At 50.3% G+C, this 12463-nt stretch carries 7 protein-coding genes and 2 pseudogenes; 7 read left to right on the top strand and 2 right to left on the bottom strand.

Going from position 1 to position 12463, the window contains the following annotated elements:
• Positions 1–129: 129 nt before the first annotated feature.
• Positions 130–2109, top strand: coding sequence for a S9 family peptidase (locus tag ON064_RS13510; protein ID WP_274625174.1), 1980 nt, complete (start codon positions 130–132; stop codon positions 2107–2109).
• A gap of 48 nt (positions 2110–2157) precedes the next feature.
• On the opposite strand, the pseudogene ON064_RS13505 reads toward ON064_RS13510, so the two are convergent.
• Positions 2158–2909 (bottom strand): annotated as a pseudogene (locus tag ON064_RS13505) (enoyl-CoA hydratase-related protein).
• A gap of 99 nt (positions 2910–3008) precedes the next feature.
• Between ON064_RS13505 and ON064_RS13500 the strand changes: the two are divergent.
• Both ON064_RS13500 and ON064_RS13495 read left to right on the top strand, forming a co-directional pair.
• Complete coding sequence (locus tag ON064_RS13500) at positions 3009–4625, top strand: ABC1 kinase family protein (protein ID WP_121301035.1); 1617 nt, start codon at positions 3009–3011, stop codon at positions 4623–4625.
• A 196-nt stretch (positions 4626–4821) separates the two neighbouring features.
• A complete protein-coding gene (locus ON064_RS13495; RefSeq protein WP_274625173.1) occupies positions 4822–5187 on the top strand; it encodes a YhjD family protein in 366 nt (121 codons plus the stop codon).
• On the opposite strand, the gene ON064_RS13490 is transcribed toward ON064_RS13495, so the two are convergent.
• Complete coding sequence (locus tag ON064_RS13490) at positions 5184–5738, bottom strand: competence protein ComK (protein ID WP_121301037.1); 555 nt, start codon at positions 5736–5738, stop codon at positions 5184–5186. The genes ON064_RS13495 and ON064_RS13490 overlap by 4 nt on opposite strands.
• Before the next feature lie 177 nt (positions 5739–5915).
• Between ON064_RS13490 and ON064_RS13485 the strand changes: the two genes are divergently transcribed.
• The 4 genes and pseudogenes from ON064_RS13485 to ON064_RS13470 all read left to right on the top strand — a co-directional run bounded on the left by ON064_RS13485 (position 5916) and on the right by ON064_RS13470 (position 12447).
• Positions 5916–6155 (top strand): IDEAL domain-containing protein, encoded by a 240-nt coding sequence (locus ON064_RS13485; protein ID WP_274625172.1) that lies wholly within the window; start codon positions 5916–5918, stop codon positions 6153–6155.
• Between the two features lie 183 nt (positions 6156–6338).
• Positions 6339–8311: pseudogene (uvrB, locus tag ON064_RS13480) on the top strand (excinuclease ABC subunit UvrB).
• A 6-nt stretch (positions 8312–8317) separates the two neighbouring features.
• Complete coding sequence (uvrA, locus tag ON064_RS13475; RefSeq protein ID WP_274625171.1) at positions 8318–11200, top strand: excinuclease ABC subunit UvrA; 2883 nt, start codon at positions 8318–8320, stop codon at positions 11198–11200.
• An 83-nt stretch (positions 11201–11283) separates the two neighbouring features.
• Complete coding sequence (locus ON064_RS13470) at positions 11284–12447, top strand: DUF4097 family beta strand repeat-containing protein (protein ID WP_274625170.1); 1164 nt, start codon at positions 11284–11286, stop codon at positions 12445–12447.
• Positions 12448–12463 lie beyond the last annotated feature (16 nt).

Below are 12463 nucleotides of genomic sequence, written 5' to 3'. Positions count from 1 at the left end.
TTTTCTTTGTATTGGAACATACGGTATACATATTTTCAAAGGGCTTTAATTGAAAAGACAGACAATTACCGATATAGTGAAAAGGCAACTATTACGAAAAACGAAATAGTTATTCAGGAGGCTGAGCGTGTGTCGAAAAAAGCTGTTAAAATAGAAGATTTACTCGAATTAGTGTCCGTGACCGACCCGAAGATTTCACCTGATGGGAAACGGGCGGTATTTGTCCAGACACAGATGGACGAAGAAGAAAATACATATCATTCGCATGTGTACCATATCTCGCTGGAAACCGGCGAATCGGTTCCTTGGACTTACGGAAAAAACCGCAATAGCCAACCGGCCTGGTCAGCAGACGGCCGCCATATCGCTTTTCTATCTGACCGCAACGACAAGAATCAAGTATACGTCCTGCCGGCAGGAGGCGGGGAAGCGCGCGCTGTGACGGATTTTGAAAAAGGGGTAAGCAGTTTCCGCTGGTCGCCTTGCAATAAGAAAATCTGGGTCAATGCGCTGGTGCAGGACGGAAAAACATTCACGGATCAAGAACCGGAAAAAGAGGACGACAAGAAAAAGCCTGAACCTTACCGCACGACGATCATGAAATACAAAATGGATGGCAACGGGCTGGTCGAGCAGGACTACCACCGCCAGATCGGCTCTGTGGACCTGGAAGCAGGAACGGTGGAGCAGTTGACGGAAGGGCCTTATCATTTCGGCTTGGAAGCCATTTCCCACGACGGCACGAAACTGGTGTATGGATCGGCCAAAGAAGAAATTCAGGATTTCATTTTCCGCCAGTCGCTCTATATGCGCGATCTGGAAACGGGAGAAGAAACGGCCATCATCGAACAAGACGGATACTACGGGAGCGCCGCATTTTCCTTTGATGATGCACGGTTGGCGTTTGTCGGACATTCACGTGCATACGAAAATGCCACGCAAGCCGAACTGTATGTATACGATGTGGCAAACCAAACGACGCAGTGCCTGACAGAAGGCATCGACGCACCGATCGGCGATTATGTCGTCGCAGACCATCAGCAAGGGGCGCAGGCACCCGGCGTCGTCTGGACACAAGATGACCATTTATATTTCCAAGTGTCTACGGATGGCGATGTGCGCTTGTATTTCGCTTCGCTTGACGGCGCGGTGTATCCGGCTTCCCCGGAAGATGAGCATGTCTACGGCTACGACATCTCTAGAGACGGCAGCTTTGCGCTTGCCGCCATCAGCAACCCGGTGTCTCCCGGAGAACTTTACAAACTCGCCATTTCGACTGGAGAGCGCGAAGCACTTACTTCCTGCAATTCAAACTACCTAGAACAAACAGAATTGATTGCACCGGAAATCGTTTCGCATACAACGGAAGACGGTTTTGAAGTACATGGCTGGCTCATGAAGCCCCGTGGATTCGAACCGGGTGGAAAATATCCGCTCGTCGTCAATATCCACGGCGGGCCGCATGCCATGTACGCCAATACATTCGTCCATGAAATGCAGGTGCTTGCAGCAAACGGCTACGGCGTCCTGTATGTCAACCCACGCGGCAGCCACGGCTACGGCCAAAGCTTTGTCGATGCCGTGCGCGGCGATTACGGCGGCGGCGACTACCGGGACATCTTAGGGGCACTCGACAATGTCCTCGCAGAAAATGACTGGGTTGATACAGAGCGGCTCGGCGTGACCGGCGGCAGCTATGGCGGATTCATGACCAACTGGATTGTCTCACATGAAGGGCGCTTTAAAGCGGCTGTAACCCAGCGCTCGATCTGCAACTGGATTTCCTTTTTCGGCGTTTCAGACATCGGCTATTATTTCAGCGAATGGCAGCACGGAGCCGCCATGGACAATGTCGACAAGCTGTGGGAGCATTCCCCGCTGAAATATGCGAAAGACATCCACACGCCGCTGCTCATTTTGCATTCGGAAAACGACCATCGCTGCCCGATCGAGCAAGCGGAGCAATTATTCATCACCTTGAAGAGCATGCATAAGGAAACGGAGTTCGTCCGATTCCCGGAAGCCGACCATAACTTATCGCGCACCGGCAAACCGAATTTGCGTTTTGCGCGTTTGCAGGAAATTGTCGGCTGGATGAAGCGACTGTAAATATGTAAAAAGCCAGGTGGGGAAATTTCTCCGCCTGGCTTTTTTGGGTTAACGCCCTTTGAATTCCGGTTTGCGTTTCTCGCCGAACGCGAGCAGCGCCTCGACGCGGTCTTCTGTCGGGATGGTGATTTCGTATGCTTTTCGTTCGATTTGAAGCCCTGTCTGCATATCGGCATTCATGCCGTTTTTGATGGCAAATTTAGCTTGCTGCAACGCGATTGGCCCATTCGCTAAAATCGAATCCGCAAATTCGCCTGTTACTTGCGCCAAGTCGTCTGGCGCAGCGAGGCGGGTGACGAGGCCATAGTCGAGCGCTTCTGATGATTTCAAGCGGCGCGCAGTCAAGATCAGTTCCATCGCTTTCGCTTCGCCGATCAATCTCGGTAAGCGCTGCGTGCCGCCGGCGCCCGGGATGATCGCGAGGCTCGTTTCGGTCAATCCGAGCAATGTATCATCCGTCGCGATGCGGAAATCACACGCCAAGGCCAGCTCCATGCCTCCGCCGAATGCATAGCCGTTAATCATGGCAATCGTTGGCTGTGGCAAGTTTTCGATGGTCGTAAACACTTCGCCAATTTTGTAGATATTGCGTTTGACCTGGTCTTGCGTCAAGGTCTTGCGCTCCTTCAAGTACCGGCGCCGGTGAAGACGACGACCCGGATATCCGGATTGATGCGGATTGCTTCTGCCACTTGGCCAAGTTCAGCGAGCATATCGTAGTTGAATGCATTCATTGCATCCGGCCGGTTCAATGTGATGAACGCCAAATTTCCTTTTTGTTCATAATGAATTGTTTCCATATCCATCCCCCTTAATATTCCATCCGTTAAAAACATACCACTTTTTGGACTAATCTGTCACCAAACTCTATAATGGGAACAACAGGGGGGAGCTCATTCATGAACCAGGTTACATATCTCCGTATTTACCGCATCGTTTCCATGGCGATCCGATTTTATGTGCAAGTGGCGCTTTTCCAAAGGCGCAATAGGGGCAAGTGGACTCCAGTCGTTGAACAGCGCTGGAATGAGCTCGTTACCCGCCAGGCAAAAGAATATAAGGAACTGGCACTCAAGCTAGGCGGCTTGATGATCAAATTGGGCCAATTCCTGTCAACCCGTGCGGATATCATGCCGCCTAGCTTCTTGGCAGAACTCGAGGGCTTGACGGACCGCGTGCCATCCGTGCCGCGGAAAGACATCGTCGAAGTGCTCGAGCAAGAATGGAATGTTGAGCACGGCAATTACCTGGATGAATTGTCGGACCAAGCAATAGCTTCCGCCTCCATCGGCGAAGTATTCAAAGGACGTTTGAAAAACGGCACCGAAGTCGCTGTCAAAGTGCAGCGTCCGGGAACCGACCGCATCATCCGCGCCGATTTCCAGGCGATGCGCATCGTCATCTGGCTCGCGAAGAAATTCACCCCGTTCACGAAACAAGTCGATTTTGACCAATTGTATGTCGAGATGACCGAAACAATCGGCGCAGAACTGAACTTCGTCCGCGAACTTCAGAACGGCCGCGCTTTCGCGGATCGCTTCGCGGAAATGAATGGCGTCCACATCCCGGTATATTACGATGAATACACGACGCGCCGCGTATTGGTGATGGAGTGGATTGAAGGCGCGAGAATTACCGATATCAGTTTTATCGAAGAGCATGGCCTTAACCGTCACGAAATTTCCGAGCGTTTGTTCATCCTGTTCTTGGAGCAAGTGCTGTACGGAGGCCAGTTCCATGCCGACCCGCACGGCGGAAATATCCTGTTGAAGCCGGACGGCACCATCGTGCTGATCGATTTTGGCATGATCGGCACCATCTCAGAACGCGATTCGCAAGCGATTCTATTGATTGCAGAAGGCATCCTGTTCAAGAATTACGAACAAGTACTCGATGGCTTGGAGGATCTGCGTTTCCTGCTGCCGAATGCAGACCGCGACTTATTGGCAGATGCTGTTGAGCGGCTCGTCGCCGCTTATGAATCGAATGAGTTGATGCAGATGGACAGCTTTGTCGTCGAACGGCTATTAAAAGACATGCAGGATATTGTCCGCACGCAGCCGGTGCAGCTGCCAGCGGAATTCGCCTTTTTTGGCCGGGCGACATCGATTTTCGTCGGTGTCTTGCACGTATTGGATCCGAAAGTTGACCTTTTCGCCCTTGCGCGTCCGCGCGTATTGGAATGGGCTTCGACTAAGCGGGAAGGAAAAGGCATTTTCGGCAAAGAAGACGTCTTCCGTTGGATCCTCAATTCCACAGGGCCGGCGCGGGCGTTCCCGAAAAAACTCATCAACTTTCTCGATGAACCGGAACGCATCCGCCATTACTTGGAGAACAAGGAAGGCCGGGAGCGCGAACATCAGCGCAATCTGCAGAGCCGGATGTTTGCTGGCATCTTCTCGCTAGTATCGTTTTCCGGGATTTCATTATCCGTCTGGTTCTGGCACGAGCCGTTCCTATGGGTGTCGTCGGTATTTTTTGTCGGCTCGCTGTGGGCGTTCCGCGCCATCCGTTAAACAAAAAAATCGCCTTATCGAAATGCAGGTGTTGGGCCTGCATGCCGAAAAGGCGATTTTTTATGTTTGAATAAAGGCTGCGCCGGTTCTTCCGGCATGGCAAAAAACAATCGAAATCGTCGGCTCTTGCAATTTCCGGATTCCCGGTTAAAATAAAAATAAGAACACTTGTTCCTATTTGCTAGGGGGTGAGGAAATGCCCCTGATTTCAAGGGCGGAAATAGCCGTGTTTGAGAAGCGGGTGCAATTGCCGATGGTGCTCCTCATTTTGGAACGAGATCGCGAGTGGATCAGGAAAAGCCCTTTCAAGCTGAAAGCTCCTTACCTGGCATTATTGGACAGGGCGATCGAGCGGGCAAAAGGCGACCTGGCCGAAACCATCGAGTTGATGAGGGCCAATGACATGAAGGTGAGGCGGGGAAGTAAAGACGACAATTTCTCGGAATATGTATTTTGCCATGGTGGCTATGAAGACCATCGCCGCTATTTGAATATCCGTCTGAAAAATGCCGTTGAAGAGTTATTGAGGTTTTATCTGTCCGCAGCCGCTAAATCACTTTAATCCAGCGGCTGCTGGCTGCGAGGCGGAAACGCCCGTTTCGTAACATAATTCATCCGGTGGTTATGAACGCGCTGCGCTTTCTTGAAATAGCGGCGCAAAGACCCAGTGAAGGAGTGTTGGTTTCGAAGCGCGATAGGAGAGATGTCGGCAGGGACGACGACGCCATTGCCGAGCGATACCAAACTGCCCCGCCCGCTGTCATCTGCAGCAATCAAATCGATGGCATCGAAATTGAACCAGATGGAATCCTTGTTTTTCGGAGAATGCGTAGGGAAGAAAATCAATGGGTTCCCGTAATACTCGCCGACGATAATCGGCGGCTTGTGTTTTACGCCAATCGCTTTTTGTGCATAGAGCGTGGCGCTGGCAAGGGAGCCACGATAGAAAGAGCACGATTTCGCCACAATTTTATAGACCGATTCCTCCACCAGGAATTCGCTGCGGTCTTCGATGACCCGTGTCAAGAGCCGGTGGCCGTCCATATACGGAAGCAGCGCATATGTATTGCTGCAAATTGTATAAGAGACGGGATATTGATTCTTCTTACCCATGAACATTTACCCCCTAAATTTACTTTACATACCTTATTATAATAAAAAATGGAAAATAGACAATAAGTATTTTTTCGAAAAAATTATTTTTTCAATCTCGTTGTAATTTTCAAAAAACTCTTGCTTCTTTCTTGGGCTTTCGTGTATACTAATGAAAAGCATTCGGGGTGAAGAAGAATGGAAAACTATTATTCTTATGCTGACTTCATGAAAGCGATGGCTCAAACGAAAAAGATCACGGAAGCGGAAAAGCTGCTAAATGAGATCTATTTGGATCTGTTCTTGAAGCATGTTCACCGCGAACAGCAGGAAACGCAATTGTTGGCCCTTATCGACGAAGCCCTGGATCATAAAGACCGCAAATCTTTCGACACATATACTGCGCAGCTGCAAGAGCTGAAGCGGGAAGAAGAATAACAGAACTGCGGTTTTTCTATGCCTTGATGACGGCAGCTGTACTTTAGTGAAATGGAAAACCCCTCCTGCAAACAGCCGATAAGTTGAATATACTTCAGAAAAAACATACGTTCGCTTTTTGTTAGGGGAATTTTAGGGCATATGTTAAAGTAGAAGTAGTGAAAAATACGGGAGGACATATCCATGAAAAAGGAATTTAACCTGCAAGCTCCTTATGAACCGGCGGGCGACCAACCGGAAGCCATCGCCAAGTTAACGGAAGGCATCCTCGACGGAAAAAGGTTCCAGACCTTGCTCGGTGCGACAGGTACGGGGAAAACCTATACGATGTCGAATGTTATTCAACAAGTGAAAAAACCGACATTGGTCATGGCCCACAACAAGACTTTGGCAGGCCAGCTTTACAGCGAGTTCAAGGAATTTTTCCCTGACAATGCTGTTGAATACTTCGTCAGCTATTACGATTATTATCAGCCTGAGGCATACGTGCCGCAGTCAGATACATTCATAGAAAAAGATGCGAGCATTAATGATGAAATCGACAAATTGCGCCACTCAGCGACCAGTTCCTTGTTCGAGCGCGACGATGTCATCGTCATCGCCTCCGTCTCCTGCATCTACGGCCTCGGTTCCCCGAAAGAATACCGGGAACTCGTCGTCTCGCTGCGCAAGGGGATGGAGATCGAACGCAACCAGCTGCTGCGCAAATTGGTCGACGTGCAATATGAACGCAACGACATCAACTTTATTCGCGGAACATTCCGCGTACGCGGCGATGTGGTGGAAATCTTCCCGGCTTCGCGCGATGAGCGCTGCTTGCGCGTGGAGTTTTTTGGTGATGAAATCGACCGCATACGGGAAGTCGATGCCCTGACAGGGGAAATCATCGGCGACCGCGAACACGTCGCAATTTTCCCAGCGTCCCACTTTGTTACGCGGGAAGACAAGATGGTCAGAGCCATCGAAAATATCGAAGCGGAATTGGAAGAACGCCTGAAGGAAATGCGTGCGGAAGATAAATTGCTCGAAGCGCAGCGGCTCGAACAGCGCACGCGCTACGATTTGGAAATGATGCGCGAGATGGGATTCTGCTCAGGTATCGAAAACTATTCACGCCATTTGACGCTGCGTCCAGCAGGCGCACAACCTTATACATTGATTGATTATTTCCCGGACGATTTCCTGCTGGTCGTCGACGAAAGCCACGTCACTCTGCCGCAAGTCCGCGGCATGTTCAATGGTGACCAGGCGCGTAAAAAAGTACTGGTCGACCACGGCTTCCGGTTGCCGTCCGCCATGGATAACCGCCCGCTGACGTTTGATGAGTTCGAAGAGCATATCGACCAAGCCGTGTTCGTTTCAGCGACGCCAGGCCCTTATGAACTTGAACATACACCTGAAATGGTGGAGCAGATCATCCGTCCGACGGGCTTGCTTGACCCGGAAATCGAAATCAGGCCGATCGAGGGGCAAATCGATGACCTAATGTACGAAATCCAGCAGCGCAAAGAGCGCGGGGAGCGTGTATTGGTCACGACCTTGACGAAGAAAATGTCGGAAGACTTGACGAATTACTTGAAAGAGGCAGGCGTCAAAGTCAATTACCTGCATTCTGAGATCAAGACGCTCGAGCGCATCGAGATCATCCGCGAGTTGCGGATGGGCGTATACGATGTGCTGGTCGGCATCAACTTGCTGCGTGAAGGGCTTGATATCCCTGAAGTTTCATTGGTGACCATACTCGATGCCGATAAAGAAGGCTTCTTGCGTTCGGAACGTTCCCTGATTCAGACGATGGGGCGCGCTGCCAGGAACGAGAACGGCCACGTCATCATGTACGCCGACCGGATTACGGATTCGATGCAAAAAAGACGACCCGCCGCCGCACGATCCAGGCAGCTTATAATGAAGAACACGGGATAACGCCGGTCACCATAAAGAAAAAGATTCGCGATGTCATCCGTGCAACAGAAGCGGCAGAAGAAGCGGAAGAGTACGTCAGCAAAGCGGTCGAAGGCAAGAAACTCAAAAAAGAAGACCGCATGAAGCTCGTCACATTGCTCGAGAAGGAAATGAAAGAAGCGGCGAAAGCGCTCGATTTCGAACGTGCCGCAGAACTGCGTGATACAGTATTGGAATTGAAAGCGGAAGGATGATAGGACTTGAAAAACCAAGAGATACGCATACAAGGTGCGCGTGCCCATAATTTAAAAAATATCGATGTGACAATCCCGCGTGACAAGCTCGTTGTCATGACCGGTTTATCCGGTTCCGGAAAATCATCCTTGGCGTTCGATACGATCTATGCGGAAGGACAGCGCCGCTACGTCGAGTCCTTGTCGTCTTATGCACGGCAATTTCTTGGCCAAATGGATAAACCGGACGTCGATTTAATCGAAGGATTGTCTCCGGCGATTTCGATTGACCAAAAGACTACAAGTAAGAACCCGAGATCGACCGTAGCGACCGTGACGGAAATCTACGATTATATCCGGCTCATGTATGCGCGGATCGGCAAACCGATCTGCCCGAACCACGGCATCGAGATTTCTTCCCAAACGGTCGAGCAGATGGTCGACCGTTTGGTTGAATATCCGGAACGGACGCGTATGCAAGTGCTGGCGCCGCTCGTATCCGGACGCAAAGGTACCCATGTGAAACTGTTGGAAGACATTAAGAAACAAGGATACGTCCGGGTCCGCGTCAATGGCGAACTGATCGACTTGGATGACAATATTTCACTCGATAAAAACAAAAAGCATTCCATTGAAGTGGTCATAGACCGCGTCATCATGAAAGACGGAATCGCCCCGCGTTTGAGTGACTCGCTGGAGTCGGCTTTGCGTCTTGGGGAAGGGCGAGTGCTGGTGGATGTCATGGACGAAGAGGAATTGCTGTTTAGCGAACATCACGCCTGCCCGATCTGCGGATTTTCCATCGGTGAATTGGAGCCGCGCATGTTTTCATTCAATTCGCCATTTGGTGCATGCCCTGAATGCGACGGGCTAGGCATGAAATTGGAAGTCGACCCTGAACTGGTCATTCCGGATTGGGATGTCAGCCTCGCAGATCACGCCATCGCCCCATGGCGTCCGACGAGTTCCCAATACTACCCTCAATTGCTGCAGGCGGTATGCAGCCATTTTGGAATTGAAATGGACGTGCCGATGAAGGAATTGCCTGAAGACCAGGTGAACATCATCCTGCACGGTTCGGCTAATGAAAAAATCCGTTTCCGCTATGAAAATGATTACGGCAAAATCCGCGACAGCCATATTTTCTTCGAAGGCGTGCTCGCGAATGTCGACCGCCGCTACCGGGAAACCAGCTCCGATTATATTCGGGACATGATGGAGAAATTCATGGGCCAGCAACCATGCCCGACATGTTCAGGATACCGGTTAAAACCGGAGTCATTGGCAGTCAAAGTCAATAATCTTCACATTGGGCAAGTTGTAGAATATTCGATTACCGAAGCGCAAGCGTTTTTCGACAGCTTGACGCTTTCGGAAAAAGACCGCCAGATTGCTACTATGATCCTTCGCGAAATTCAAGAACGCGTCGGTTTCTTGATCAATGTAGGGCTCGATTATCTGACATTGAACCGCGCATCTGGAACATTGTCAGGCGGCGAAGCACAGCGAATCCGTCTCGCGACACAGATCGGTTCTCGTTTGACAGGTGTCTTGTATATCTTGGATGAGCCATCGATCGGTCTTCATCAACGAGACAACGACCGGTTGATCAGCACATTGAAGAATATGCGCGATATCGGCAACACGCTGATTGTCGTAGAACACGATGAAGATACGATGATGGCAGCGGATTACCTGATCGATGTCGGTCCTGGAGCTGGCGTACACGGCGGCGAGATCATTGCTGCCGGAGCGCCCGAAAAAGTGATGAAAAACAAGAAGTCGTTGACCGGCCAGTATTTGAGCGGCAAGAAGTTCATTCCGCTGCCGGCTGAACGCAGGCAGCCAAACGAACGGAAGATCTCAATCCGGGGTGCCTCTGCGAATAACTTGAAAAATGTCGACGTCGACATTCCGATCGGGTTGTTCACAGCGGTCACCGGGGTTTCGGGTTCTGGGAAAAGTACCTTGATTAACGAGATCCTTTACAAGTCGCTTGCCCATAAACTGAACCGTGCGCGGGTGAAGCCTGGCCAGCATAAATCGGTCGAAGGCATCGAGGAACTGGAAAAAGTCATCGATATTGACCAATCACCGATTGGGCGCACACCGCGTTCCAACCCGGCGACCTATACAGGCGTATTCGATGATATCCGGGATGTTTACGCGACGACCAATGAAGCAAAAGTGCGCGGCTATAAAAAAGGGCGTTTCAGCTTTAACGTCAAAGGCGGGCGCTGCGAAGCCTGCCGCGGCGACGGCATCATAAAAATCGAAATGCATTTCCTGCCGGATGTCTATGTACCGTGTGAAATCTGCCACGGCAAACGCTATAACCGTGAAACGCTGGAAGTGAAATATAAAGATAAAAACATTGCAGACGTGTTGGAAATGACAGTCGAAGATGCGTATGCATTCTTCGAGAATATCCCGAAAATTAACCGTAAATTGAAAACCATCGTCGATGTCGGACTTGGCTATGTAACGCTCGGCCAGCCGGCGACTACATTATCCGGCGGTGAAGCACAGCGCGTTAAACTGGCTTCGGAGTTGCATAAACGCTCCAATGGCAAGTCGTTCTATATCCTGGACGAACCGACGACCGGCCTCCATGCCGATGATATTTCACGTTTATTGAAAGTGCTGCAAAGGCTAGTGGACAATGGCGATACCGTGTTGACGATCGAGCATAATCTCGATGTCATCAAAACGGCTGATTATTTGATTGATCTCGGACCGGAAGGCGGAGACAAAGGCGGCACGATCTTGGCCACTGGTACGCCGGAAGATATCGCCAAAGTCGAAGGATCCTATACGGGCATGTACTTGAAGCCAATTCTTGAGCGGGACCGCGCGCGCATGAAAGAGCTGGTCGGAAAGGCCAGCGCTAAGAAAAGAAAAGCAAAGTGAAACTTTCCCTCGATCCAAACGTATCATTAAAGTAGAACAGGAATTTCTGCGAGGGCAGAAATCCGAAGAGGAGGCCAAACGATATGCAAAGTGAAAAAGAACGCATTTTGGACATGGTTGAAAATGGCACAATCTCGGCACGTGAAGCGGTTGAGCTATTGAAAGCGGTCGATGGCGGGGAAACCGGCAATGCTTCAAAAGACTACGGCCGTGAAACCTACCGCAGTTCACGCGGCAAGCGTGGATTCTTCCGTCCGGAAGACATGTTCAAAAAGTTCTCGAAAGATCTTTCGAAGGATTTTTCCAAGAACATGTCCAAGGATTTCAATCAACTTGGAGACCGGATGATGCATTTCATGCAGACGTCCGCCGATAAGCTGAAAACGATGGAATTCGATTCGCCATTTGGTGAAGCCGTTCGTTTTGAACACACCTTTACGGAAGAAAGTGCGGATCTCCACACGATCATTGCCGATATCGCTAACGGGCAATTAGAAGTTTTCCCTTCACAGGACGGTTCGATCCGTGCAGAATGCAGCGTAAAGGCATTCCGTGCAGAATCTCCGGAGCAGGCAAAACAGGATTTCCTGGAGAAATTCGTGTTCATTGCGGATGACCGTAAATTGCGCATCATCAGCGACTTGAAAACGACGCAAGTGAATCTCGTCTTGTATGTGCCGGCAGCGGCATTCGAACAAATTGTCGTCCGTCTGTTCAATGGCGGCTTCACGATGAAGCGCCTGGATTCGGCATTGATCAAAGTCAAAACAGCAAATGGCAAGATTGACTTGAAAACGATCCAATTTGAAGAAGCCGAGCTTGAAACGGCTAACGGCCCAATCCAGATGATGGAAGTGAAAGGCCGCGAAGTCGAAGCAGAAACTTTGAATGGCCGCATTTACATCGATGGGGATATCGAAGACATCGACGCGAAGTCCTTAAACGGCAATGTCGTCGCGACGACGCGCAGCAAAGAGGCGAAAAAGCTCGAAGCGAAAACTTTGGCAGGCAATGTGGAGATTTACATCCCGCAGCATTTGGCACTGCGAGGAGAAGTCTCTTCGAACCTTGGACGCATGGATGTCATGCTGCCGGACATCAACAGCAGCCATGAACAAGGCCAGTTTATGCAGAAGAAAATGCATTTCACGAAAACAGGAGATGTTGAGTCTGCAGGCGGGCCATTGCTTGTCTACGGTGAAACGAAAACCGGTTCGATCCTCGTGCGTTATTTGACAATCGACTGAACCACATAAAAAAAAG

The sequence above is a fragment of the Planococcus sp. A6 genome (genome assembly GCF_028823615.1).
Classification (GTDB): Bacteria; Bacillota; Bacilli; order Bacillales_A; family Planococcaceae; genus Planococcus.
The sequence above is the reverse complement of the archived record's forward strand: the minus strand, read 5'-3'. Positions and strand labels throughout refer to the sequence as shown.